This window comes from Saccharopolyspora griseoalba (assembly GCF_042665275.1).
Taxonomy (GTDB): Bacteria; Actinomycetota; Actinomycetes; order Mycobacteriales; family Pseudonocardiaceae; genus Saccharopolyspora; species Saccharopolyspora griseoalba.
This window is the reverse complement of sequence record NZ_JBHTCJ010000002.1, coordinates 395,493-419,915: the sequence shown is the minus strand read 5'-3', so window position 1 is coordinate 419,915 and position 24,423 is coordinate 395,493. Positions and strand designations below refer to the sequence as shown.

Here is a 24,423-nt window from a genome sequence, read left to right as displayed (position 1 = left end):
GAATGGCACGTGGACCCGGCGGCCAAGGTAGAGAGGAAAAGCCGTGAAGAGTGGTATCCACCCCGAGTACGTGGTGACGCAGGTCAACTGCGGTTGTGGCAACAGCTTCACCACCCACAGCACCCGCCAGAGCGGTCAGATCACCGTCGAGGTCTGCTCGAACTGCCACCCGTTCTACACGGGCAAGCAGAAGATCCTGGACACCGGTGGTCGCGTGGCCCGCTTCGAGGCCCGCTACGGCAAGCGGAAGAAGTAGCTGCGCTAACGGCGCCCGCTCTCCGCGCGTTGCGCGGGGGCGGGCGCCGTTACTGCGTTCGCGAACCGTCTTCGACGAGCTGAACCGGCTGCGCGGCGGTGCCGGGGACGGGTTCGCGAAGTCCGACATCCGCAGCTGATGAAGAGGGTCGCCAAGTGGAGACATCGAAGCTCGAAGGTCTGCTCGCCGAGTACGAGGAGCTGGAGCAGCGCCTGGCCGACCCCAGCGTGCACGCCGATCAGGCCAACGCCCGCAAACTGGGCCGCCGCTACGCCGAGCTGACTCCCGTCGTGCGCACCGCGCGCGAGCTCGACCAGGCACGATCCGACCTGGAGACGGCTCGCGAACTCGCTGCGGAGGATCCCGGGTTCGCCGAGGAGGCCGAACGCCTGGCCGAGGAGATCCCCGGCATGGAGGCCCGGCTCACCGAACTGCTGCTACCGCGCGACCCGCACGACGGCTCCGACGTGGTGCTGGAGGTCAAGTCCGGCGAGGGCGGCGAGGAGTCCGCGCTGTTCGCGGGGGACTTGCTGCGCATGTACCTGCGCTTCGCCGAGCGGCAGGGCTGGAAGGCCGACGTCCTCGACGCCACCGAGTCCGAGCTGGGGGGCTACAAGGACGTGACGGTGGCCCTGAAGGCGAAGGCGGGGGACCACGGCCCCGACGGCGTGTGGTCGCTGATGAAGTTCGAGGGCGGAGTGCACCGCGTGCAGCGCGTGCCGGTCACCGAGTCGCAGGGCCGGGTGCACACCTCGGCGGCCGGTGTTCTGGTCTACCCCGAGCCCGAAGAGGTCGACGAGGTCGAGGTCGAGGAGAAGGACCTGCGCATCGACGTCTACCGCTCGTCGGGGCCCGGCGGTCAGAGCGTCAACACCACCGATTCGGCGGTGCGCATCACGCACCTGCCCACCGGCATCGTGGTGTCCTGCCAGAACGAGAAGTCGCAGCTGCAGAACAAGCTGCGCGCCATGCAGGTCCTCAAGGCCAGGCTGCAGGCCATGGCCGAGGAGGAGGCCGAGCGCGAGGCCACCGAGACCCGGCGCAGCCAGGTGCGCACGGTCGACCGCTCCGAGCGGGTCCGCACCTACAACTTCCCGGAGAACCGCATCTCCGATCACCGGGTCAACTTCAAGGCCTACAACCTCGACCAGGTTCTCGACGGCGATCTGCAAGCGGTGCTCGACGCGCTGCTCGCGGCCGACCGCGCGGAACGCCTCGCGTCCTAAGCTGGCGACGTGACCCGACAGCCCCTGCGGCTTGCCATCCTCGAAGCCGAGCGCAGCTTGGCCGCGGCCGGCGTGGCCAGTCCCCGCACCGACGCCGAGCTGCTCGCCGCGCACCTGCTCGGCGTCGAGCGCAACAAGCTGATGATGGTGCCCCTGGTGGACCCGCCACAGGTGCAGGCGCTCCACGACCTGGTGCGCCGCCGAGCCGCGCGCGTACCGCTGCAGCACCTCACCGGCACCGCGAACCTCGCCGAGGTGGAGTTGGGCGTGGGGCCGGGCGTGTTCGTCCCGCGACCGGAAACCGAACTGCTGCTCGAATGGGGCCTGCAGGCCATCGAGGGCGTCGAGCAGCCGACCGTGGTGGACCTGTGCACCGGATCGGGCGCGCTCGCGCTGGCGGTCGCGCACGCGCGACCGGACGCCGCGGTGCACGCCGTGGAGAAGGACCCCACGGCGCTGTCGTGGGCGCGGCGCAACGCCGAGAGGCGCACGCAGGTCGGGGACACGCCGATCAGCCTCTACTCGGGTGATGTCACCGACCCGACCGTCTTCATGGATCTCGACGGCGTGGTCGACCTGGTCCTGTGCAACCCGCCCTACGTGCCGGACGGCACCCCGGTGCCGCCCGAGGTGCGGAACCACGATCCCTACGAGGCGGTCTTCGGCGGTCGCGACGGCCTCGACGTCGTGCGCCACGTGGTGGCCGCCGCGGCGCGCCTGCTGCGCCCCGGCGGCGGCGTGGCCATCGAGCACGACGACACCCACGGCGGCTCGGTGCCGGCCCTGCTGCGCGCCCGCCGGGTGCTCACCGATGTCCAGGAGCACCCGGACCTGGTCGGCAGGCCCCGGTTCGCGACTGCGCGCCGCACCTGGCCGGACGAGCCGGGCGACTGACAGGTCGGTTCCCTTCCGCACTATGACCCACCGGGTGGCCGCGCACCGGCCCGGTGGGCGAAGGCCGCCTTTCTGCGCTCAGCTGCGGTGCGGAAGTGACAGGTTGGTTCCCGTGCTCACTTCGCCGGGGTCTGGCCGAGGGCGTTGACGAACTCCCGGAGCAGGGCGTTGAACTCCGCGGGCCGTTCGCGGTTGGGCCAGTGTCCGGTCTGCGGCATCACCCGCAGCGTCGACCCGGGGATCGCGCCCGCGACGTCGTGGGCGGCGGAGACCGGGACCAGCGCGTCCTGCTCGCCGTGGATGACCGTCGTCGGGCAGTTGATCCGGCCGAGCTGCGGGAGGTGGTTGATGTTCATCGCGCGGCGGCCGATCGCGTCGGTGTGCCAGTCGGCGAACACCGAGCGGCGGACGCCGGCTTCGGCGACGACCTCGTCGACGATGGACTCCAGGTCCGCGACGTTGGTGGTGTCGGCGAAGAAGACGCGCCCGAGCACCGAGCGTGCCAGGCCGCGGTTGCGGCGCAGCAGGTTCGCCGCGAGCTTGCCGCTGAGGTCGGTGTGCATCAGCAGGTAGGTGAGCAGGTGCCGGGGCATGCGGTGCTGCATGCCGGTGCTGTCGACGAGCGCGAGCGCGCGGACGCGCTGCGGGTGGCGCAGGGTGAAGCCGCTGGCGATGCTGCCGCCCATGGACAGGCCGATCAGGATCGCCTGCGGGACCTGCCATGCATCGAGCAGCCAGCGCAGCACCTCCTCGAAGGTGCGCTGGTTGGCCCGACCGCGCCACGCGACGCTGCCGCCCTGACCTGGCAGGTCGGGGGCGAACACCTGGTGGTCGGCGGCCAGCACCCCGATGGTCTTGCGCCAGCTCAGCAGCGCGTTGTCGGGGCCGCCACCGTGCAGCAGCACCACCGGTGTGCCGGAGGTTCCGGCGCGGTAGTACCGGACCGTGCCTGCGGGGAATTCGATCTGATCGACCTCGACACCCTCGGGTGGGGCGGTCATCGCTGGGTTCTCCTCTGGTCGTTGGTTGTGCTGCCCGTGGCCGGGAGACGTCCGGCTCCTGCCGCTCGTTGCGATGGCGGTGCTCACACGAGGGTGATCTCGTCGAGCAATGCTCGTGTTACCAGTCAGGATGCACCGCTGCGGTGATCTGCCGCACCGCTCGAACGGGTTGTAAGCGGGCGTGCCAGGATGCGAGGAGTGAGCACCGTTTTTGACTGCACCAATCCGGACAAGCGGGAGGCGGGGCTGGCCGCCGCGGCCAACACGGTTCGCGCCGGGGGCCTGGTCGTGCTTCCCACCGACACCGTCTACGGGATCGGCGCCGACGCCTTCGACGCGAACGCGGTTCGGGCGCTGCTGGCGGCCAAGGGGCGCGGCCCGGACATGCCGGTGCCCGTCCTGGTCGGCTCCTGGTCCACTGTGGATGGGCTGGTCATGTCGGTTCCGCAGCAGGCGCGCGCGCTGATCGAGGCGTTCTGGCCCGGCGGGCTGTCGCTGGTGCTGCCGCAGGCACCTTCGCTGAACTGGAACCTGGGCGAGACCCGGGGCACGGTGAACCTGCGCATGCCGCTGCACCCGGTGGCGCTGGACCTGCTGCGCGAGGTGGGGCCGATGGCGGTCTCCAGCGCCAACCGCACCGGTCAACCCCCGGCGGCCACGGCGGCCGAGGCCGAGGAGCAGCTGGGCGACCGCGTGCAGACCTACTTGGACGGCGGGCCCTCGGGCGACCCGGTTCCCTCCACCATCGTCGACCTCACCCAGGGGAACCCGCGGGTGCTGCGCGACGGGGCGGTGACCAGGGAACAGCTGACCGACGTGCTCGGCGTGGAGCTCGAAGCGGACCGGTGACAGCGCCCGCACCCGCGCTCGATAGCGTTGGGGACGCACCGAAACCGCCCGCGCCCGTCAGGTTCGCGCGGGACACCCGCGTTCGCCCGGTTGCGAACCGGTGGTTGGACCGCGATTCGAGGATGCGACGAGGAGCGCCGGGTTTGAACACGCCGTTCTGGGGGCTGTACACCGACATCGCGCGCTTGCGCAGGTGAGCCACCGGTATGGACAACACGCCCTGGGCCCCCGTCGGACTGCCGGCACGCGAGTACCTGCTCGTGCTGCTCACCGCCGCCGTCACGACCTTCCTGCTGACCGGTCTGATCCGGCTGCTGGCCATCCGCGTGGGCGCGGTCGCCTACCCGCGCGTGCGCGACGTGCACGTCAAGCCGATGCCCCGGATGGGCGGGGTGGCGATGTACGGAGGGGTGTTGGCCGCGATGTTCCTCGCGGCCAACCTGCCGGCCCTCTCGCGCGGGTTCTCCTACTCCAAGGATTCGCTGGCCGTGGTCATCGCGGGCGGCCTGATCGTGCTGGTCGGGGCCCTGGACGACAGGTTCGAGCTGGATTCGCTGACCAAGCTGGCCGGGCAGGTCACCGCAGCGGGGATCCTCGTGCTCTTCGGCGTGCAGTGGTTCCTGCTGTGGGTGCCGTGGGGCGGTGTCGAGGGGCACATGGGCCAGCTGCTGGTGCTGGGCAGCACGCAGGGCCAGCTGCTGACGGTCCTGCTGGTCGTCGCGATGATCAACGCGATGAACTTCGTCGACGGCCTCGACGGGCTGGCCTCGGGCATCGGGCTGATCTCGGCCGCGGCGACGTTCGCGTTCTGCCTGGGAGTCCTCGACCGGCAGAACGGCGACGTCACCGCCTACCCGCCGGCGCTGATCGCGGCGGCCATCGCGGGCGCGTGCCTGGGCTTCCTGCCGCACAACTTCCAACCCGCCAAGATCTTCATGGGCGACTCGGGGTCGATGCTCATCGGGTTGATGCTGGCCACGGCGAGCACCTCGGCATCCGGCCGGATCCTGCCGACCGGCGGCGACGGCGCCGGGCCCGGCGACACGATCGCGCTGCTCTCGCCGCTGCTGGTGGTGGCCGCGGTGCTGTTCGTGCCGCTGCTGGACCTGATCATGGCGGTGGTGCGGCGCACCAGAGCGGGCAAGAGCCCCTTCCACGCCGACAAGATGCACCTGCACCACCGGCTGCTGGAGATCGGGCACTCGCAGCGCCGCGCGGTTCTGCTCATCTACCTGTGGGCGGCGGTGATCGCCTTCGGCGCGGTGTCGTTGACGCTGTTCAACGCCGTGCTGGTGGCATGGGTCGCAGGACTCGCGGTGCTGCTGGCGGCTATCATCTCGTTGATTCCGCGCATGCGTACCCGAGCCGAACGAGAGTCCTGATGAGCGAAGCAGCCGAGCCGGCCGACGGCGAGCAGCAGAACCCGCACGCCCAGGTCGTGCGCAGGCTCGCCACGGCGATGCTGCGCACCGCGGTGTGGCCGGGCCTGGCCGCGGTGCTCGTCGGGGCGATCGCGGCGACCCTGCTGGTCGGGGTCTCCGGCCTGGTGGGGGCGCTGATCGGCGGAGCGGTGGCCTTCGGGTCGTCACTGCTGACCATCTGGTTGATGCGGTTCACCGGAGGCATGAGCCCGCACTTCGTGATGGTCGTCGCGCTCGGGGGCTACGTGGGCAAGATGCTGGTCCTGCTCGTGGTGATGACGCTGCTGGGCACCATCGAGTTCATCCACCGCGAGTCGCTGGCCCTGACCTTCCTGGTGACCGTGATGGTCTGGGCGGGGGCCGAGGTGGTGGCCTTCAAACGCACCAAGATCCCCACCATCATTCCGGGGAACTGAACCGTTTCGACGGCCTAACCTGCGCGTACGTTCGGGCGGAATCCGAGAAGTACGCCACCGGCATGTCGGCTCGCTACGTACTCGCTGGTAAGGTCTGCCTCGACAATAGCCTTCCCCGCGCCGCGCGGGTCGAAGGGCAACGCAGGGCCGGCCCTCGGACCACTTCGGTGGGGGAGGGCCCCTCCGCGTACCGGATCACGTATCGGGTACGTTAAACGCAAAACGTGACGATTCCCCCGGAAGAGTGAGGTTCGGCCGGGAGAACCGGAAGGAGCCCAGTTGGGCGCGCTGATGCTGGCCGAAGGCGGAACATTCCAGCCGCCGGGCGCCGAAAGCTTTTTCCTTCCGCCGATCTTCGGCGGAGTTACCAAGCCGATCGTTCTCGTCGTGGCTTCGGCGATCATCGTGGGCGCCTACTACCTGATCGCCACCCGGAACCTGAAGCTCGTTCCGGGCAAGGGGCAGTTTGTGGCGGAATTCACATACGAATTCAGCCGCAACAAGATCGCCCGGGAGCAGATCGGTGCCAAGGACTTCCGTCCGTTCGTGCCGCTGATCTTCGCTCTGTTCACCTTCGTGCTGGTGAACAACCTGTTCGGCATCATCCCGTTCATCCAGTTCCCCACGATGTCCAAGATCGGATTCCCGATCGCGCTGGCCATCGTGGTGTACGTGGTGTTCCACGGGGTCGGGTTCGCCCGGCACGGGTTCCTCGGGTACTTCAAGCACATCATGTTCCCGCCCGGGGTGCCGAAGCCGATCTACCTCCTGCTGTCCCCGATCGAGTTCCTGCAGAAGTTCGTCGCGCAGCCGGCCGCCCTGGCGGTCCGAGTTTTCGCGGCGATGTTCGCGGGCCACTTGATTCTGCTGGTGTTCACCCTCGGCGGTGAGTACCTGTTGATCGAGGCGAGCGCGGCGTTCAAGCCCGTGTCCATCGTGGCCTTCGCCTTCGCCATTGCCCTGACCTTCGTCGAAGCCCTGATCCAGGTGCTGCAGGCCTACATCTTCGCGCTGCTGACCGCGAACTTCATCGGCGCGGCGCTGTCCGAGGGCCACTGAGCAAGTAGACCGGGCGACGACAAAGACTTTCCCACCAGCAAAGGACCTGTCGATCCGCCCTTCGTAAGCGGACCGAGTGAAAGGTAGTGAAAGTGAGCAACATCGTTCTCGCGCAGGCTGCGGAGGCCGCGACCAACATCAACCCCGGTCTGGCCGCCATCGGTTACGGCCTGGGCGCCATCGGCCCCGGTGTCGGTGTGGGTCTGATCTGGGCCGCCGTCATCAACGGCACCGCCCGCCAGCCGGAGGCCCAGGGCCAGCTGCAGGGCATCGCCTGGATTTCCTTCGTTCTGGTCGAGGTGCTGGCGCTGATCGGTCTGGTCGTTTACTTCATCGCGTCGGCTGCCTGATCTGACGGCTTAACGCGTTGGGAGGCGTTGTGGTGAAGACCCAGATGCTGCTGGCCGCCGAAGGCGAGCACAACCCGATCGTCCCAGCACCAGCGGAGATCGTGGTCGGTCTGATCTCGTTCCTGCTGCTGCTGTTCGTCCTCTGGAAGTACGCGGTCCCGCGCTTCGAGAAGCTCTACGCCGAGCGCAGCGAGCGGATCGAGGGCGGTATCGCCAAGGCCGAGGCCGCTCAGGCCGAGGCCCAGCGGACCCTGGAGCAGTACAAGGAGCAGCTGGCCGAGGCCCGTGCGGAAGCGGCTCGGATCCGCGACGACGCCCGTGCCGAGGGGCAGCAGATCCTGGACGAGATGCGGACCCAGGCTCAGACCGAGTCCGACCGCATCGTCAGCCAGGGTCAGGCGCAGCTGGCGCACCAGCGGGCCCAGATCGTCGCCGAGCTGCGCGCCGACCTGGGTCGTCAGGCCGTCGACCTGGCCGGCCGAGTGGTCGGCGAGTCCCTTGAGGACGAGGCCCGCCGTCGCGGAACCGTCGACCGGTTCCTCGATGACCTGGAGGCCACCTCGGCCCGGTCCGAGTCCTGAACCGAACGAAAGGCGCTGAGAGTTGAGCACCCTCGTGAACGCCGCGAGCCGTGAGGCAATGGCAGCCAGCGAGCTGCAGTTGCTGCAGGCCACCGACGGGGCTCAGGCCGCGGAGATCACCGGGCTCGCCGACGAGCTGTTCGGCGTGGCCGCGCTGCTGGGCCGCGAGTCCACGCTGCGGCGCGCCCTCGCCGACGCCTCCACCGAGCCGCAGGCCAGGGAGAACCTGGCCCGCGGTCTGCTGGAGGGCAAGCTCGGGGCGCGCTCGCTGCCGGTGGTCGTCGAGGCCGTCCGCGCTCGCTGGTCCAGCCCGTCCGACCTGGTCAACGGTCTGGAGCGGCTGGGGCGCACCGCCCTGCTGGTGCAGGCCGAGCGGGCAGGCCGGCTCGACAACGTCGAGGACGAGCTGTTCCGGCTGGGCCGGATCATCTCCTCCGAGGTGGACCTGGAGCGGCTGCTGTCGGACCCCACCGGGGATGCGGCGGCCAAGACCGCCGTGCTGGACCAGCTGGTCGAGGGCAAGGTCGAACCCGTGACCCTCGAACTGGTCCGCCAGCTCGTGGCCCGGCCGCACGGCCAGCGGGTCAGCGAGGGGCTGGAAGAGCTGGCCGAGCTGTCGGCGAAGCGCCGCGAACGCTCGGTGGCGCACATCCGCTCTGCGTTCCCGCTCAGCGAGGAGCAGCAGCAGCGGCTGGCGAACACCCTGCAGCGGATCTACGCCCGTCCGATCGCCTTGCACTTCGAGATCGACCCCGAGGTCCAGGGCGGGCTGCTGATCAAGGTCGGTGACGAGGTCATCGACGGCAGCGTGGCGGGACGCCTGCAGACGCTGCGGCGCGACCTGGCCGATTGAGCCGACGTGCCGCGCCCGCCGGGAGGCAGGGCGCGGCACGCTGAACCAACTCCCTTCCAAGAACGAACCGAGGGCAGGAAGAGACATGGCGGAGCTGACGATCTCGTCGGACGAGATCCGCAGTGCGATCGAGAATTACGTCTCCAGCTACTCCCCGGAGGTCAGCCGCGAGGAGGTCGGGGTCGTCACCGATACTGGTGACGGCATCGCCCATGTCGAGGGCCTGCCTTCGGTCATGACCGAGGAGCTGCTGGAGTTCCCCGGCGGCATCTACGGTGTCGCGATGAACCTGGAGTCGCAGGAGATCGGCGCGGTCATCCTGGGTGACTCCGAGAAGATCGAAGAGGGCCAGGAGGTCAAGCGCACCGGCCGGGTCCTGTCGACCCCGGTGGGCGACGGCTTCATGGGCCGCGTCGTCAACGCGCTGGGCGAGCCGATCGACGGTATGGGCGACATCCCGAGCGAGGGCGACCGCGCGCTCGAGCTGCAGGCCGCCACGGTGGTCCAGCGGCAGGGCGTCGGCGAGCCGATGCAGACCGGCATCAAGGCCATCGACTCGATGACCCCGATCGGCCGCGGTCAGCGTCAGCTGATCATCGGCGACCGCAAGACCGGCAAGACCACGGTCGCCGCGGACACGATCATCAACCAGAAGGCCAACTGGGACAGCGGCGACCCGACCAAGCAGGTCCGCTGCATCTACGTCGCCATCGGCCAGAAGGGCTCCACGATCGCCGGCGTGAAGCGGTCGCTGGAAGAGGCCGGCGCGATGGAGTACACCACCATCGTCGCGGCCCCGGCGTCCGACTCCCCGGGTCTGAAGTGGCTGGCCCCGTACACCGGCTCGGCCATCGGCCAGCACTGGATGTACCAGGGCAAGCACGTCCTGATCGTCTTCGACGACCTCACCAAGCAGGCCGAGGCCTACCGAGCGCTGTCGCTGCTGCTGCGTCGTCCGCCGGGGCGCGAGGCCTACCCGGGCGACGTGTTCTACCTGCACTCGCGCCTGCTGGAGCGCTGCGCGAAGCTGTCCGACGAGATGGGCGCCGGTTCGATGACGGGTCTGCCGATCATCGAGACCAAGGCCAACGACGTGTCGGCCTACATCCCGACCAACGTCATCTCCATCACCGACGGCCAGTGCTTCCTGCAGTCCGACCTGTTCAACTCGGGTCAGCGCCCGGCCATCGACGTCGGTATCTCGGTGTCGCGAGTCGGTGGTTCCGCGCAGATCAAGGCGATGAAGAGCGTTGCCGGTTCGCTGCGTCTGGACCTGGCCCAGTACCGCGAGCTGGAGGCCTTCTCGGCCTTCGCCTCGGACCTCGACGCCGCGTCGAAGGCCCAGCTGGACCGCGGGGCCCGCCTGATGGAGGTCCTCAAGCAGGGCCAGGGCGAGCCGCTGCCGGTCGAGGACGAGGTCGTCTCGCTGTTCATCTCGACCAAGGGCTACCTCGACGACATCGCCGTCAACGACGTCCAGCGCTTCGAGCAGGAGTTCCTGGGCCACATGCGGCGCTCGCACGAGACCACGCTCAAGGAGATCGTCGAGACCGGCAAGCTGTCGGCCGACGGCGAGAAGGTCATCGTGGACGCGGTCGAGGACTACAAGAAGCAGTTCACCAGCTCCGCGGGCTCCACGGCGCCGAGCGCGCCCGAGGCCGAGGCGCTGGCGGCCGACGAGGTCGGGCAGGAGACCGTCAAGGTCGACAAGCCCGAACCGAAGAAGTGACCGGGTGAGCCATGGCTTCACTTCGGGAACTCCGCAACCGCATCCGGTCGGTCAAATCGACCCGGAAGATCACCAAGGCGCAGGAGCTCATCGCTACCTCGCGCATCATGAAGGCGCAGGCCAGGGTCGAGGCCTCGCGGCCGTACGCCGACGAGATCACCAAGGTCCTGTCCGCGCTGGCCGACGAGAGCACGTTGGACCACCCGCTGCTGACCGAGCGCGCGAACCCCAAGCGCGCCGGTGTGCTGGTGGTGACCAGTGACCGCGGTTTCTGCGGCGGTTACAACTCCAACGTGATCAAGGCGGCGGAGGAGCTGCAGTCGCTGCTGCGCTCGCAGGGCAAGGAGCCGGTCCTGTACGTCATCGGCCGCAAGGGCGAGGCGTACTACCGGTTCCGCCAGCGCCACGTGGAGGCCAGCTGGTCCGGCTTCAGCGACCGGCCGGAGTACGCCAACGCCTCCGAGGTCGGCGAGACCCTGGTCAAGGCGTTCCTCGCGGGTGCCGACGACTACCTCGACCACCCCGGCCAGGACGGTAAGCTGGGCGTTGACGAACTGCACATGGTGCACACCGAGTTCGTCTCGATGCTCACGCAGAAGCCGGTGGTTCGTCGGGTGGCCCCGATGGAGGTCGAGTACACCGACGAGCGCAAGCCCAAGCCCGCCTTCGAGTTCGAGCCGGACGCCGAGACGCTGTTCGACGCGCTGCTGCCCAAGTACATCAAGACCCGCCTGTTCGCGGGTCTGCTGGACGCGGCGGCATCCGAGCACGCGGCCCGGCGCACGGCGATGAAGTCGGCGACGGACAACGCGGACGAGTTGATCCGCACCCTCAGCCGCGAGGCCAACCAGGCCCGCCAGGCCCAGATCACCCAGGAAATCAGCGAGATCGTCGGCGGTGTCGAGGCGCTCTCGTCCGCAGGAAGTGAGTGACATGACTGCTGCTACTGCCACTAGCACTGGCACGGGCCGCGTCGTCCGGGTGCTCGGCCCGGTCGTGGACGTCGAGTTCCCTCGTGACCAGGTGCCGGATCTGTACAACGCTCTGACGGTGGACATCACCGCCGAGGGCATGGCCAAGACGCTGACCCTCGAGGTCGCCCAGCACCTGGGCGACAGCGTGGTCCGCACGATCTCCATGCAGCCGACCCAGGGTCTGGTGCGCGGTGTGACCGTGGCCGACTCGGGCGCCGGCATCTCGGTCCCGGTCGGTGACGTCGTCAAGGGCCACGTGTTCAACGCGCTGGGCCACTGCCTGGACGAGCCGGGCTACGCCTCGGACGCCGAGAAGTGGTCGATCCACCGCAAGGCCCCGGCCTTCGACCAGCTCGAGGGCAAGACCGAGATGCTGGAGACCGGCATCAAGGTGATCGACCTGCTCACCCCGTACGTGCAGGGCGGCAAGATCGGTCTGTTCGGTGGTGCCGGTGTCGGCAAGACCGTTCTGATCCAGGAGATGATCCGCCGAGTCGCCAAGAACTTCGGTGGTACCTCGGTGTTCGCCGGTGTCGGCGAGCGCACCCGTGAGGGCAACGACCTCTGGGTGGAGATGGCCGAGTCCGGCGTTCTCGCCGACACCGCGCTGGTGTTCGGTCAGATGGACGAGCCGCCGGGGACCCGTATGCGGGTGGCGCTGTCGGCGCTGACCATGGCGGAGTACTTCCGCGACGTCCAGAACCAGGACGTGCTGCTGTTCATCGACAACATCTTCCGGTTCACCCAGGCCGGCCAGGAGGTCTCCACCCTGCTGGGCCGGATGCCCTCCGCGGTGGGCTACCAGCCGACGCTGGCCGACGAGATGGGCGAGCTGCAGGAGCGGATCACCTCGACCCGCGGTCGGTCGATCACCTCGATGCAGGCGATCTACGTGCCCGCGGACGACTACACCGACCCGGCGCCGGCGACGACCTTCGCCCACCTGGACGCGACCACTGAGCTCTCCCGTGCGATCTCGCAGAAGGGCATCTACCCGGCGGTGGACCCGCTGGCCTCCACCTCGACCATCCTGGACCCGGCGATCGTCGGCGACGAGCACTACCGGGTGGCCCAGGAGGTCAAGCGGATCCTGCAGAAGTACAAGGAGCTGCAGGACATCATCGCCATCCTCGGTATGGACGAGCTGTCCGAAGAGGACAAGGTGACGGTGCAGCGGGCGCGTCGCATCGAGCGCTACCTGTCGCAGAACTTCTTCGTCGCGAAGCAGTTCACCGGCCAGGAGGGCTCCTTCGTCTCGCTGAAGGAGACCATCGAGGCCTTCGACAAGCTGTGCAAGGGCGACTTCGACCACTACCCGGAGCAGGCGTTCCTGTCCATCGGTGGCCTCGAGGACCTCGAGCAGGCGTACAAGAAGCTCACCGAGCAGTGAGCCGCCACCCCGTCTGCGGGGTGTGCGAAACCGGCGAGCGGGGTCGGGGCCCGGCGGGTCCCGACCCCCTTTGCCACTAGGCACTTCCAACCTGGCCAGTCGCGATCGCCCTGGTGGCGTTGGCTAGACTGCTGGGCATACACCCGACAAAGGAGACGCGCGTGGCCAACATGTCCGTCCAACTGGTCGCCGTCGAGCGCCTGCTGTGGTCCGGTGAAGCGACCTCGGTCGTCGCGCAGACCACCGAAGGCGAGATCGGCATCCTGCCGGGCCACGAGCCGGTCCTCGGCCAGCTGATCGAGGGTGGCGTGGTCCGCATCAAGACCACCGAGAACGACACGGTGACCGCCGCGGTCCACGGCGGATTCCTGTCGGTCACCGGCGACGGGGTGAGCGTGCTCGCCGAGGACGCGGAGCTCTCCCAGGAGATCGACGTGGCCAAGGCTCGCGAGGACGCCAAGAGCGAGGACGAGCAGGCCCGAACGCAGGCTGCCGCCCGATTGCGAGCCGCAGGCCAGACGGACTGAGCCGCTCTATGGGTTCGCCGGTCGTGTTCCTCGTGGTGCTGCTGGGACTGCTCGTCTCGGCGGCCCTGGTCATCGGGGTGCTCGCCTGGCGGAGGCTGCGCGAACTCCGGGTCGGTGGGATCGACGTGGCGTTGCGCGCCAGCAAGAACGGCAAGGCGCGCGGCTGGAACCTGGGCGTGGCGCACTACCGGGGCGAGGAGTTCGCCTGGTACCGCATCCTGAGCCTGCGCTCGGGGCCGAACTGGGTGATCAACCGGCGCACGGTGGAGATCGCGCAACGCCGCGAACCCACGGGGGCGGAGGCCTACGCGATGCCCGCCGGCTCCACGGTCCTGGACCTGACCGGACCTGACCTGGAGCTGGCGATGAACACCGACGCGCTGACCGGCTTCCTGTCCTGGCTGGAGTCCTCACCACCCGGCCGCTCGGTGCCCTGGGCGTCGTGAGTTCGACCAAGGAGATAGCGGGGTCCTTCGGGACCCCGCTTTTTCGTGCTCCCGGTTCGAGGAAGGGAACCTTCCTGTCACTGCGCCGGGCAGTGTGACAGGAAGGTTCCCTCCCTCGAACCTCGTTGGCCGAGCGCGGCGCTGAGCTGTGATTGCGCGCCCGGACGCTGCTCCGGCCGCGCACGACGCCGTCAGGCCGTCGGATGGGGCTTGCCGGTCGGTGGGGCGCTGCGCGGCAGGGGGAGTGGGCAACGCCGGTCGCTGTCGAGGGCTTGGCGCGGTCGCGGGTGCGGGCGCTGCGCGCCCGGGCATCGGCGTGGTCGCGGCGCGCGACCGCGATGCGCGTGCGACTGGTCGGTGGCGGAAAAAGCCTCGTTGACCTGCGCGGTCGCCGATTAGGGTGGTTTCGTGCGCATCGAGATCGTCGAGTACGACCACCCCGATTCGGTCCGGTTGATCGAGGAGCTCCAGCAGGAGTACGTGGACCGCTACGGCGAGCCCGACCTCACCCCGGTCGATCCGGCCGAGTTCGCGCCGCCGGAAGGCTTGTTCATGCTGGGCTACCTCGACGGGCGACCGGTGGCTTCGGGCGGCTGGCGCGTGCACGGCAGCGACGAACCCGGTTTCCGCGAGAGCGATGCCGAGCTCAAGCGCATGTACATCGTTCCAGGTGAGCGGGGTAAGGGGCTCGCGCGGCGGATGCTCTCCGAGCTGGAGAGCTCCGCCGCGCTCGCCGGCCGCAAGCGCCTCGTCCTCGAGACCGGTACGCGTCAGCCCGAGGCCATCGGGCTCTACGCCTCGTCCGGTTACACCGAGACCGCGAAGTTCGGCGTGTACCGGGACGACCCGTTGAGCAGGTGCTTCGCCAAGGAGCTCTAGTCGGGCAGCTCGATCGGGGCGATCTGGTCGAACACGTCGCCCGGGCCCGGGTTGGTCGGATCGGTCGAGCCGTCGAAGTGGCGCATCACGCCCCAGACCGCGTTCAGCGCCGTCTGCACGGCGCCCTCGGCCCATCCGGCGGTCCACGAGATGTCGTCCCCGGCCAGGAACAGGCCGGAGTGCTCGGGGGCGTTGTGCTCCTGCGCGAAGTGCGTGAACAGCCGCCGCTGGTAGCGGTAGTGGCCGGGCAGGTTCGCCTTGAAGGCTCCCATGAAGTAGGGCTCGGCCTCCCACGAGACGGTGACCGGGTCGCCGATGATGTGGCTGGCGATGTCGACGTCCGGGTAGATCTCGCGCAGCGATTTGAGCATCACCGACAACCGCTCGTCGGCCGACAGCGGCAGCCACTTCAGCGAGTCGTCGCACCAGGTGTAGGACAGGCAGATCGCGGCCGGCCGGTCGGGGCCGTGGTCGATGAGGTAGGTGCCGCGGGTCATGCGGTCGGTGAGCGTCATGCTCATCCGGTCGCGCCCGGTCTCCGGGTCGGTGTCCCGCCAGAACGGCCGGTCGACCGGCACGAACAGCTTGGACGACTCCATGTAGTGGGTTCGTTCGATGGCCGTCCAGTGGTCGATGGGCAGCAGGTCCTCGGAGCAGTCGATCTTGCTGAGCAGCATCCAGCTCTGCGCGGTGAACACCGCCGAGGCGTAGGTGCGGGTTTCCCCGGTCGCGTCGGTGACCGCGATGCCGTTGTCGGAGGTGCGGCGCAGCGCGGTCACCGCGGGGCGCGGGCCGTCGGGGTGCAGCGAGTCGAGGTTGGTGTCGCCCGGCCAGTGGATGATCTTGTCCGGGCGGCGGTGCCACAGGCGCAGCGGTAGCTGCTGGCACCCGCCTTCGATGCTGACGTGGTCGTCGTCGGCGCCGGTGCACACCACGCGCAGGATCTCCAGGATGGAGTTCGGGAAGTCGGTGTCCCAGCCCCCGGTGCCGAAGCCGACCTGGCCGAAGATCTCGCGGTGCCGGAACGACGCGAAGGACGGCGCATCGCAGAGGAAGCCGTAGAAGGTCTGGTCGTCCAGCTGCGGCACCAGCTCGTTCCAGATGGCCTTGATCCGCTTGGCGTCGCGGGCTCGGATCGCCTGCTGCAGGTCGCTGAACCGTGCGCCGTGCTCCAGTGCGGCGTCCCACGCGCGCGACACCTCGTCGAACACCGCGGGGAGGTCATCCGGGGTCCGCGCGTAGTGGCTCTCCCCCTTGAGGTCCACGACCGTGCTCGGGGTGCTCTCGGCGAGCGGGTTCGGGAACGGGGTGGTTTTCAGGCCGACCTTGTCGATGTAGTGGAACAGCGCGGTGGAGGCCGGCGGGAAGCGCATGGCGCCCATCTCGGCGACCACCTCGTCCGGGCAGGACTGCAGCTCGGCGGTGCGCAACCGGCCACCGATCTCGTCGGCCTCGTAGACCACGGGGCGCAGGCCCATCTTCATCAGCTCGTACGCGGCGATGATGCCGGAGAGCCCGCCGCCGATGATGGCCACTTCCGTGCCGTGGTGCGCGGGCGGGACAGCGCCGAGGCCTGCGGGGTGGTGCAGGAAGTCGTCGTAGGCGAACGGGAAGTCGGGGCCGAACATGGTCACCGGAGATTGGTCGGTGCGGGCTTCGGTCCGGCTGTCGTGGTGCGTCGGGTTGGGGATCGCGGAAGTCACGAGGTCTCCAGGTTTCGGATCAGGCGCGCAGGGCTTGCGCCAGGCCGGGGTACAGCTCGGGGCGGCGGTCGGCGAGTTGCGGGTTGTCCAGGCGTGCGGCGGGGATCGCGGCCGGGTCGACTTCGCCGATGAGCAGTTCCTCCCCGTCGGCGGCGCGGATCTGCTCGGTCCCGTCCGGGCCGATCAGGCAGGTCTTGCCGCAGTAGTGCAGCTCTGCCTCGGTTCCGCAGCGGTTGACGTAGGCCACGTGCAGCTGGTTCTCGTAGGCGCGGGCGCGCACCAGCGTTTCGGCGACGAAGTCGTGGGGTCGCATCAGGGCGGTCGGCACCACCAGCAGTTCGGTGCCCGCCAGCGCGTGGGCGCGGACCATCTCGGGGAACTCGACGTCGTAGCAGATCAGCAGGCCGACCCGGACGCCGTCGACCTCGACCTGCGGCGGGGGCAGTTGACCGGGCTGGAACCACTTGCGGTCGAGCTTGCCGAACAGGTGGGTCTTGCGGTAGGAGGCGAGTCGTTCGCCGGTGGCCGACACCAGCGCAGCGGTGTTGTGGACGTCCTCGCCGTTGCGTTCGGGGTAGCCGTAGGTGATCGCGATGCCCGCTTCCGCGGCGATGCTGCTGACGCGCTGTGCGATCGGCCCGTCGGCCGGTTCGGCGAGCTCGGGGATGTCGCCGGCGATGTTGTAGCCGGTGATGGACATCTCGGGGCAGACGAGCAAGCGGGCACCCGCCTCGGCGGCGGTGCGGGCGCGCTCGGCCAGCCGGGTCAGCGCTGACTCGGGGGTGAGCGCGTCGAAGGGTCCCTGGTCAAGCGCCAACTTCAGCGGGGCTCGGGTTGGGTGGTTCATTCTGGCCTTCTGGTCGTCGGTTCGCGCAACACAGTGACGTTAAAAGACCTCTGGAATGCAAAACAAGCTCGTTGATTGCATTCCAGAGGTCTGTTTGTTGCGTTGTTGGCTGCTAGTTCAGCGGATCATTGCGTCAGATTCGGGTGAAGCTTGCGATAGCGTCGAGTGGCCGCGCCCGTAGCCGAAGTAGACGAGCAGGCCCACGGCCATCCACAGCGCGAACGCGAGCCAGGTCGCCGAGCCCAGGCTCAGCATCAGCCAGGCGCAGGACAGCACGCCGAGCACCGGGGTCAGCGGCACCAGCGGCGTCCGGAAGGTGCGGTGCAGGTCGGGCTGGCGTCGGCGCAGCACCAGGACCGCTACGTTGACCAGCGCGAACGCGAAGAGCGTGCCGATGCTGGTGGCGTCCGCGAGCTCGCCCAGCGGCACCACCGCGGCCAGCACCGCGATGAACGTCGAGACCACGAGGGTGTTCGCGCGGGGCACCCCGGTGCGCGGATCGACCCGGGAGAACAGCTCGGGCACCAGGCCGTCGCGGGACATCGCGAACAGGATTCGCGTCTGGCCGTAGAGCACGGCGAGGACCACGCTGGCCACCGCGACGATGGCGCCGGCGGAGAGCAGCACCGAACCCGTCGTCCCGCCGAGCACCTTGCTCAGCGCGGCCTCGGTGCCGTCGAAATGGGTCCAGTGCATCGCGCCGACGGCGGCGAGCGCGACCAAGCAGTACAGGACGGTGACCAGGCCGAGCGAGAGCATGATCGCGCGCGGCAGGTCGCGCTGCGGGTTGCGGGCCTCGGACCCGGCGGTCGAGGCAGCGTCGAACCCGATGTAGGAGAAGAAAAGCTTGCCCGCGGCGGCGCTCACGCCACCCATGCCCAGCGGCAGCAGCGGGCTGTAGTTGCCGGCCTTGACCGCCGAGAAGGCGATGGCGCAGAACAGCACGAGCGTCAGCGTCTTGATGCCGACCATGATCGCGTTGATCCGGGCGCTCTCCCGCGCGCCGCCCAGCAGCGCCACCATGGCGAGCACCACCACCACGGCCGCGGGCAGGTTGAGCAGGCCGCCGTCGCCCGGCGGCGCGCTGAGCGCCTCCGGCAGCGCAACGCCCAGCACCAGCTGCAGCAGTTCGTTGACGTACTGGCCCCACCCGACGGCGACCGCGGCGACCGACACGCCGTACTCCAGCAGCAGGCACCAGCCGCACACCCACGCGCCGAGCTCGCCGATGGTCGCGTAGGCGTAGGAGTACGACGAGCCGGCCACCGGGATCATGCCCGCGAGTTCCGCGTAGGACAGCGCCGACAGCAGCGCGGTGATCCCGGCGATGATGAACGCCAGCGTCACGGCTGGTCCGGCGAGCGGTACGGCCTCGCCGAGCACGACGAAGATCCCGGTGCCCAGCGTGGCACCGATGCTGATCATGGTGAGCTGCCACATGCCCATCGTGCGGCGCAACGCACCGCCGCTGCCCTGGCCGTTGTCGGCGATGAGGTCCGCGACGGGCTTGCGGCGCGTCAACTGCGCGCCAAGCCCCCGTTCGGCGACGCGCGATGGCGCGTGCGGGTGTTCCACGACGAATTCCTCCACATTGGACCGCGTTGTCCGTTGCGAGGTGCCGCGCCGACCGGCCGGCGGCGCGGCCTTGTGAGCTGCCGCACCTCGCACGGCGCGCAACGCTATCTGTGGTTCTCTTGCCCCAAGAAGACTTATTCGTTGTGGAAATCAGCCCGATGACGTTCGAATCTTGCTCAGGCGTTGCCGCCGGGGTGCCAGAGCACGTCGCCGTCGGGGTTGGCCACCCGGGCGAGGATGAACAGCAGGTCCGAGAGCCGGTTGAGGTACTTCGCGGGAAGCGGCGAGGTGCGTTCCGCATCGGCCTCCTGCAGCGCCCACGCGGAGCGTTCGGCCCTGCGCGCCACGCAGCGCGCCTGGTGCAGCAGCGCTCCGCCCGGCGTGCCGCCCGGCAGGATGAACGATTCGAGCTTGCCGAGGCGTTCGTTGAACTCGTCGCACCAGCCTTCGAGCCGCTCGACGTAGGAGTCGGTGACGCGCAGCGGCGGGTAGGGCGGGTCCTCGACGACCGGGGTGGACAGATCGGCGCCCACGTCGAACAGGTCGTTCTGCACCGCCTGCAGCACCGCGACGATCTCCTCGTCGAGCTGCGCGGTCGCCAGGGCCACGCCCAGCACCGAGTTCGTCTCGTCCACGTCGGCGTAGGCGACCAGGCGTGGATCGGTCTTGTGGACCTTGGAGTTGTCCGACAGCCGCGTGGTGCCCGCGTCGCCGGCCCGCGTGTAGATCTTCGTCAGGTGGACAGCCATGCCCACAGCCTAGGGGGATCGGGCCGTGCCGAACGTTGACAGGAAGGTTCCCTCACTCGGGTTGGATGTGGCAGGCGGGTTCCCTTCGTGCGCTCCACCCACTCCGATGCCCGCCGCGCCGGGGCCGTAACCTCGATGCTCGTGAGTGAGCACTTCCGGGTACGTGGCGGAGCCCGCCTCGTCGGCGCGGTGGACGTCGTCGGCGCGAAGAACAGCGTGCTGAAGCTGATGGCGGCGGCCCTGCTGGCCGAGGGCACTACGACGATCGTCAATGCCCCGGAGATCCTCGACGTTCCCCTCATGGCCGACGTGCTGCGGAGCCTCGGCTGCGAGGTGTCCATCAACGGCGGCACCGTGCACATCACCACCCCGGCGACGGTCAGCCACGAGGCGATCTCGCCGTCGATGGGCAAGCTGCGCGCCTCGGTGTGCGTGCTGGGGCCCCTGGTGGCGCGCTGCCGCCGCGCCGAGGTGACCTTGCCGGGTGGGGACGCGATCGGTTCGCGTCCGCTGGACATGCACCAGAACGGGCTGCGACAGCTGGGCGCGACGAGCCGCATCGAGCACGGCGCGGTCGTGGCCGAGGCGGAGAACCTGCGCGGTGCGCAGATCTGGCTGGACTTCCCGAGCGTGGGTGCCACCGAGAACATCCTGATGGCCGCCGTGCTGGCCGAGGGCACCACGGTGATCGACAACGCGGCCCGCGAGCCGGAGATCGTCGACCTGTGCGTGATGCTGCAGCAGATGGGCGCCAAGGTCGAGGGCGCGGGCACCTCGACGCTGACCGTGCACGGCGTGAGCTCGCTCAAGGCGGTGGAGCACCGCGTCATCGGCGACCGCATCGTGGGCGCGACCTGGGCGTTCGCCGCCGCGGCGACTCGCGGGGACCTCACCGTGCGCGGGGTCGACCCGCGGCACGTGAACCTGGTGCTGGAGAAGCTGCGCAGCGCCGGGGCCGAGGTCACCACCGAGGAGGAGAGCTTCCGGGTGGTCATGCCCGATCGCCCCCAGGCGGTGGACTACGTGACCTTGCCCTACCCGGGCTTCCCGACCGACCTGCAGCCGATGGCGCTGGCCTTGTCCGCGGTCGCCGACGGCACCTCGATGATCACCGAGAACCTCTTCGAATCGCGGTTCCGCTTCATCGAGGAACTGGTGCGCATGGGGGCCGATGCGCGCACCGACGGACATCACGCGGTCGTGCGCGGGATGGACAAGCTCTCCAGCGCGCCGGTGTGGGCGACCGACATCCGCGCCGGCGTGGGCCTGGTGCTGGCCGGGCTGTGCGCGGACGGGGTGACCGAGGTGTGGGACGTGTTCCACATCGACCGCGGATACCCGAGCTTCGTGGAGAACCTGCGCGACATGGGCGCCGAGATCGAGCGCGTCGTCGACTGAGGACCGCAGCGCTTCCCGCGCGCCCGTTCGAAGATCATCGGTGGCCGTGTCCGCAGTGGACGGCCGAAATCCGGGAAGGGAACCGTTGAGCACCTCCACGCGGGTCGGCCGAATCGTGACCTTCACCGCGAAGCCCGGCCGGGGTGAGCAGCTGGCGATCGTGATGCTGCAGATCGCCGAGGCGCTGCGCGGCTCGATGGGCTGCGAGCTCTACGCCGTCACCCGCGAGTGCGGCGCGGCCGACCGCGTGCGGGTCGTCGAGGTGTGGACCGATCTGTCCAGCGCCGACGCGGCGCTGGCCACGGCGGTGGCCACCCACCCGGACATCGACCTCAACGACCTGCTGGAACTGCTCGTGGAACCGCCCGAGCAGCTCGACCTGGACCCGCTGGGCGGCGTGGGCATCTGACTCAGGCCGCGCGGCGCTCGTGCAGCAGGAGCAGGGTGTAGGCGGCGATCGACTGGGCGTCGGTGATCTCGCCGATCTCGATCATCTTCTCGAACTCGGCGCGCGGCACCCACGCCGTCCGCATGTCCTGCTCCTCGACCTCGCGGGCGTGCTCGCCCTGGGAGAGCCCGGTGGCCAGGTACGCGCGACCGCGCTGGCTGGACATCCCCGGCGCCACGTCCAGCGTTCCCAGCTCCAGCATGTGCCTCGCGCGCAGGCCGGTCTCCTCGCGCAGCTCGCGCGCGGCGAGCTCGCCCGGCTCCACGTCCTCCCGATCCGGCGCGGTGCCCTGCGGGAATTCCCAACGCCGCATCCCGATCGGGTAGCGGTACTGCTCGACGAGGTGCAGCCGGTCGCCGTCCAAGGCGATCACCAGCGCGTACGTCGGCTTGTCGATGACTCCGTAGATGCCGTGGGAACCGTCTGCGCGGCGGACGTCGTCCTCGCGCACCACCATCCACGAGTTCGCGTAGACCTCGCGGCTGCTCATCTGCTCCATGCGCTCATGGTGCCGGAGCGCGGGGCGGTGGAGTGAGCAAGGGAACCTTCCGCGCAGCCGGCGCGCCGAGGCGGGGAGGGGAACCTTCCTGGCACCCGTCCCCGCCTCGGCCTGGTCAGCGGACCGGCTCGGCGGGCTCGTTGAGCTGGGACTTGCGCATGCCGTAGCCGAAGTACACGGCCAGGCCGACCGCGGTCCAGATCGCGAAGGCCAGCCACGTCACCGAGTCCAGTCCGGTGATCAGGTAGGCGCACAGCGCCAGCCCCAGCAGCGGCACCACGGGCATCAGCGGGGTCTTGAAGCTGCGCGGCAGTTCGGGGCGGGTGCGGCGCAGGACGACCACGCCGATGTTGACCAGGCCGAAGGCGATCAGGGTTCCGATGCTGGTGGCTTCGGCGAGCTGGTTGAGCGGTACGACCGCGGCCAGCACGGCCACCACGCCGCCGACCAGCAGGGTGTTGCGGGAAGGAACCGCGCGCCGGTTGACCTTGGAGAGCATCCGCGGCATCAGGCCGTCGCGGGACATCGCGACCAGGATTCGGGTCTGCCCGTAGAGCACGGTCAGCACGACCGAGGCGATCGCGATGACCGCGCCGAGCGACAGGACGACCGAGGGCCAGCCCTGGCCGGTGACCGCGGTCAAGGCCGTGGCCAGCGAGGCCTCGGACTCGCCGAGCGCGCCGGAGCCGACCGCGCCGACGGCGGCGAGGGAGACCAGCACGTAGATGGCGGTGACGATCACCAGCGACAGGATGATGGCCCGCGGCATGTCCCTCTTGGGGTTGCGGGCCTCCTCGCCGGCGGTGGAGGCGGCGTCGAAACCGATGAACGAGAAGAACACCGCCGATGCCCCGACGGAGATCCCGGCGAACCCGGCCGGGGCGAAGGGAGCCATGTTGCCGGAGCGGAAGCCGGTGAAGGCCACGATCACGAAGAACACCAGCACCGCGATCTTGAGCAGAGTCGTGATGGTGGTGGCCCAGGCGCTCTCCCGCACGCCCTTCATCAGCACGGCGGTGGCCATCAGCACGACCAGCGCGGCCGGGATGTTGATCACTCCGCCTTCGCCGGGCGGGGCCGACAGGGCGTCCGGGATGGTCACGCCGATGGTGCCGCGCAGGAACTCGTTGAGGTATCCGCCCCAGCCGACCGCGACCGCGGCCACCGAGACCCCGTACTCCAGCAGCAGGCACCACCCGCAGATCCAGGCGACGATCTCGCCGAGCGTGGCGTAGGTGTAGGAGTAGGCCGAGCCGGAGACCGGCACGCTGCCCGCGAGTTCGGCGTAGGACAGCGCCGAGCACAGCGCGGCCAGGCCGGCCAGCACGAACGAGACCACGACGGCGGGCCCAGCGGCGGGCGCGGCTTCGGCGAGCACCACGAAGATGCCGGTGCCCAAGGTGGCACCGACCGACAGCGCGACCAGCGGCACCAGTCCGAGCGTGCGGGACAGCGCGCTGTGCGAGCCCTCGCTGGAGAGCCGCTCCGCGGGCTTGACACGAAGCAGAGTACGGGCGGAAATCACGAACGGTAACCGTAACTCGTTCGTTTGATCTCCCCCGGGCGGGTGCCTATACAGGCTGCTGCATGGTCACGCCGGTAGGTGGTCGATCAACCCTGGGGGTGCTCAGCAGCGAGATCGACGCCCGTACTCTGTGCCGGGTGCGACTCGTGATTGCCCGTTGCCAGGTTGACTACGTCGGCCGTCTGACCGCGCATCTGCCGATGGCGCAGCGCCTGCTGCTGGTCAAGGCCGACGGCTCGGTGTCGGTGCACTCCGACGACCGCGCCTACAAGCCGCTGAACTGGATGAGCCCGCCCTGCTGGCTCATCGAGGACCAGGGCGTGTGGACGGTGCAGAACAAGGCCGGCGAGAAGCTGGTGGTCACCATCGACGAGGTGCTGCACGACTCCAAGCACGAGCTCGGTGCCGAACCCGGCCTGGTCAAGGACGGCGTCGAGTCGCACCTGCAGGAGCTGCTCGCCGAGCACGTGACCACACTGGGTGAGGGCTGGTCGCTGGTGCGTCGGGAGTACCCGACCGCGATCGGGCCCGTCGACCTGATGTGCCGGGACGCCGAGGGCGCGAGCGTGGCGGTCGAGATCAAGCGGCGCGGGGAGATCGACGGCGTCGAGCAGCTCACCCGCTACCTCGAACTGCTCAACCGCGACCCGTTGCTGGCACCGGTGGTCGGGGTGTTCGCCGCCCAGCAGATCAAACCGCAGGCGCGCACGCTGGCCGAGGACCGCGGAATCCGCTGCGTGGTCCTGGACTACGACAAGCTGCGCGGGATCGAACCCGACGAGTACCGCCTGTTCTGATCGGCGTCCGGCCCGGCGCTGCGCCGGGCCG

Annotated in this window: 26 protein-coding genes; 19 read left to right on the top strand and 7 right to left on the bottom strand. The window is 69.4% G+C overall.

The window, feature by feature from the left end; genetic code table 11:
* Window positions 1-43 precede the first annotated feature (43 nt).
* The 3 genes from rpmE to prmC all read left to right on the top strand — a co-directional run bounded on the left by rpmE (window position 44) and on the right by prmC (window position 2,376).
* The gene (gene rpmE / locus ACFQRI_RS06115; protein WP_324265809.1) at window positions 44-256 is read left to right on the top strand and encodes a 50S ribosomal protein L31; all 213 of its coding nucleotides are present in this window, start codon (window positions 44-46) and stop codon (window positions 254-256) included.
* A gap of 155 nt (window positions 257-411) precedes the next feature.
* The gene (prfA, locus tag ACFQRI_RS06110) at window positions 412-1,482 is read left to right on the top strand and encodes a peptide chain release factor 1 (RefSeq protein ID WP_380665341.1); all 1,071 of its coding nucleotides are present in this window, start codon (window positions 412-414) and stop codon (window positions 1,480-1,482) included.
* 9 nt (window positions 1,483-1,491) lie between these two features.
* The gene (gene prmC, locus ACFQRI_RS06105) at window positions 1,492-2,376 is read left to right on the top strand and encodes a peptide chain release factor N(5)-glutamine methyltransferase (protein WP_380665339.1); all 885 of its coding nucleotides are present in this window, start codon (window positions 1,492-1,494) and stop codon (window positions 2,374-2,376) included.
* A 116-nt stretch (window positions 2,377-2,492) separates the two neighbouring features.
* Here prmC and ACFQRI_RS06100 read toward each other — a convergent pair whose 3' ends face one another.
* Entirely contained in the window at window positions 2,493-3,377 is an 885-nt protein-coding gene (locus tag ACFQRI_RS06100; RefSeq protein ID WP_380665337.1) for an alpha/beta fold hydrolase, read from the bottom strand.
* A 198-nt stretch (window positions 3,378-3,575) separates the two neighbouring features.
* Here ACFQRI_RS06100 and ACFQRI_RS06095 point away from each other — a divergent pair, with 198 nt between their 5' ends.
* The 13 genes from ACFQRI_RS06095 to ACFQRI_RS06035 all read left to right on the top strand — a co-directional run bounded on the left by ACFQRI_RS06095 (window position 3,576) and on the right by ACFQRI_RS06035 (window position 14,851).
* Window positions 3,576-4,226, top strand: coding sequence for an L-threonylcarbamoyladenylate synthase (locus ACFQRI_RS06095; protein ID WP_380665335.1), 651 nt, complete (start codon window positions 3,576-3,578; stop codon window positions 4,224-4,226).
* Between the two features lie 206 nt (window positions 4,227-4,432).
* Window positions 4,433-5,608 (top strand): glycosyltransferase family 4 protein, encoded by a 1,176-nt coding sequence (locus ACFQRI_RS06090; protein WP_380665334.1) that lies wholly within the window; start codon window positions 4,433-4,435, stop codon window positions 5,606-5,608.
* Complete coding sequence (locus ACFQRI_RS06085) at window positions 5,608-6,063, top strand: hypothetical protein (protein ID WP_380665332.1); 456 nt, start codon at window positions 5,608-5,610, stop codon at window positions 6,061-6,063. The genes ACFQRI_RS06090 and ACFQRI_RS06085 overlap by 1 nt, the downstream gene beginning before the upstream one ends.
* A 279-nt stretch (window positions 6,064-6,342) precedes the next feature.
* Window positions 6,343-7,122 (top strand): F0F1 ATP synthase subunit A, encoded by a 780-nt coding sequence (gene atpB / locus ACFQRI_RS06080; protein ID WP_380665330.1) that lies wholly within the window; start codon window positions 6,343-6,345, stop codon window positions 7,120-7,122.
* 92 nt (window positions 7,123-7,214) lie between these two features.
* The gene (locus ACFQRI_RS06075; RefSeq protein ID WP_380665328.1) at window positions 7,215-7,472 is read left to right on the top strand and encodes an ATP synthase subunit c family protein; all 258 of its coding nucleotides are present in this window, start codon (window positions 7,215-7,217) and stop codon (window positions 7,470-7,472) included.
* 32 nt (window positions 7,473-7,504) lie between these two features.
* Entirely contained in the window at window positions 7,505-8,053 is a 549-nt protein-coding gene (locus ACFQRI_RS06070) for a F0F1 ATP synthase subunit B (protein WP_380665326.1), read from the top strand.
* A 22-nt stretch (window positions 8,054-8,075) separates the two neighbouring features.
* Window positions 8,076-8,906, top strand: a complete 831-nt coding sequence (locus ACFQRI_RS06065; RefSeq protein WP_380665324.1) for a F0F1 ATP synthase subunit delta — start codon at window positions 8,076-8,078, stop codon at window positions 8,904-8,906.
* A gap of 85 nt (window positions 8,907-8,991) precedes the next feature.
* Window positions 8,992-10,635, top strand: a complete 1,644-nt coding sequence (gene atpA / locus ACFQRI_RS06060) for a F0F1 ATP synthase subunit alpha (RefSeq protein WP_380665322.1) — start codon at window positions 8,992-8,994, stop codon at window positions 10,633-10,635.
* 11 nt (window positions 10,636-10,646) lie between these two features.
* The gene (locus tag ACFQRI_RS06055) at window positions 10,647-11,567 is read left to right on the top strand and encodes a F0F1 ATP synthase subunit gamma (RefSeq protein ID WP_380665320.1); all 921 of its coding nucleotides are present in this window, start codon (window positions 10,647-10,649) and stop codon (window positions 11,565-11,567) included.
* Between the two features lies 1 nt (window position 11,568).
* Window positions 11,569-12,999, top strand: a complete 1,431-nt coding sequence (atpD, locus tag ACFQRI_RS06050) for a F0F1 ATP synthase subunit beta (protein WP_380665318.1) — start codon at window positions 11,569-11,571, stop codon at window positions 12,997-12,999.
* Window positions 13,000-13,160: 161 nt separating this feature from the next.
* The gene (locus ACFQRI_RS06045) at window positions 13,161-13,526 is read left to right on the top strand and encodes a F0F1 ATP synthase subunit epsilon (protein WP_380665316.1); all 366 of its coding nucleotides are present in this window, start codon (window positions 13,161-13,163) and stop codon (window positions 13,524-13,526) included.
* A gap of 8 nt (window positions 13,527-13,534) precedes the next feature.
* Complete coding sequence (locus ACFQRI_RS06040; RefSeq protein WP_380665314.1) at window positions 13,535-13,972, top strand: DUF2550 domain-containing protein; 438 nt, start codon at window positions 13,535-13,537, stop codon at window positions 13,970-13,972.
* A gap of 408 nt (window positions 13,973-14,380) precedes the next feature.
* Window positions 14,381-14,851 (top strand): GNAT family N-acetyltransferase, encoded by a 471-nt coding sequence (locus tag ACFQRI_RS06035; protein WP_380665312.1) that lies wholly within the window; start codon window positions 14,381-14,383, stop codon window positions 14,849-14,851.
* On the opposite strand, the gene ACFQRI_RS06030 is transcribed toward ACFQRI_RS06035, so the two are convergent.
* The 4 genes from ACFQRI_RS06030 to ACFQRI_RS06015 all read right to left on the bottom strand — a co-directional run bounded on the left by ACFQRI_RS06030 (window position 14,848) and on the right by ACFQRI_RS06015 (window position 19,725).
* Entirely contained in the window at window positions 14,848-16,554 is a 1,707-nt protein-coding gene (locus ACFQRI_RS06030) for a flavin monoamine oxidase family protein (RefSeq protein ID WP_380665310.1), read from the bottom strand. The two genes, ACFQRI_RS06035 and ACFQRI_RS06030, sit on opposite strands and share 4 nt — an antisense overlap.
* 19 nt (window positions 16,555-16,573) lie before the next feature.
* Window positions 16,574-17,377: a carbon-nitrogen hydrolase family protein gene (locus ACFQRI_RS06025; protein ID WP_380665568.1), complete on the bottom strand. Its 804-nt coding sequence runs from the start codon at window positions 17,375-17,377 to the stop codon at window positions 16,574-16,576.
* A gap of 141 nt (window positions 17,378-17,518) precedes the next feature.
* A complete protein-coding gene (locus ACFQRI_RS06020; RefSeq protein WP_380665308.1) occupies window positions 17,519-18,922 on the bottom strand; it encodes an amino acid permease in 1,404 nt (467 codons plus the stop codon).
* A 230-nt stretch (window positions 18,923-19,152) separates the two neighbouring features.
* Window positions 19,153-19,725 carry a cob(I)yrinic acid a,c-diamide adenosyltransferase gene (locus ACFQRI_RS06015; protein ID WP_380665306.1) on the bottom strand — a complete coding sequence of 191 codons (573 nt, stop codon included), beginning with the start codon at window positions 19,723-19,725 and terminating at the stop codon, window positions 19,153-19,155.
* A gap of 141 nt (window positions 19,726-19,866) precedes the next feature.
* Between ACFQRI_RS06015 and murA the strand changes: the two genes are divergently transcribed.
* On the top strand, window positions 19,867-21,123 hold the full coding sequence (gene murA / locus ACFQRI_RS06010) for a UDP-N-acetylglucosamine 1-carboxyvinyltransferase (protein ID WP_380665303.1): 1,257 nt from the start codon (window positions 19,867-19,869) through the stop codon (window positions 21,121-21,123).
* An 85-nt stretch (window positions 21,124-21,208) separates the two neighbouring features.
* Window positions 21,209-21,532 carry a putative quinol monooxygenase gene (locus ACFQRI_RS06005; RefSeq protein WP_380665301.1) on the top strand — a complete coding sequence of 108 codons (324 nt, stop codon included), beginning with the start codon at window positions 21,209-21,211 and terminating at the stop codon, window positions 21,530-21,532.
* A gap of 1 nt (window position 21,533) precedes the next feature.
* Here ACFQRI_RS06005 and ACFQRI_RS06000 read toward each other — a convergent pair whose 3' ends face one another.
* Together ACFQRI_RS06000 and ACFQRI_RS05995 are read right to left on the bottom strand one after the other, a co-directional pair.
* Window positions 21,534-22,070, bottom strand: a complete 537-nt coding sequence (locus ACFQRI_RS06000) for an NUDIX domain-containing protein (RefSeq protein ID WP_380665299.1) — start codon at window positions 22,068-22,070, stop codon at window positions 21,534-21,536.
* 115 nt (window positions 22,071-22,185) lie between these two features.
* Entirely contained in the window at window positions 22,186-23,595 is a 1,410-nt protein-coding gene (locus ACFQRI_RS05995) for an amino acid permease (protein WP_380665297.1), read from the bottom strand.
* A gap of 137 nt (window positions 23,596-23,732) precedes the next feature.
* Here ACFQRI_RS05995 and nucS point away from each other — a divergent pair, with 137 nt between their 5' ends.
* Complete coding sequence (gene nucS, locus ACFQRI_RS05990; protein ID WP_380665295.1) at window positions 23,733-24,392, top strand: endonuclease NucS; 660 nt, start codon at window positions 23,733-23,735, stop codon at window positions 24,390-24,392.
* Window positions 24,393-24,423: the final 31 nt, after the last annotated feature.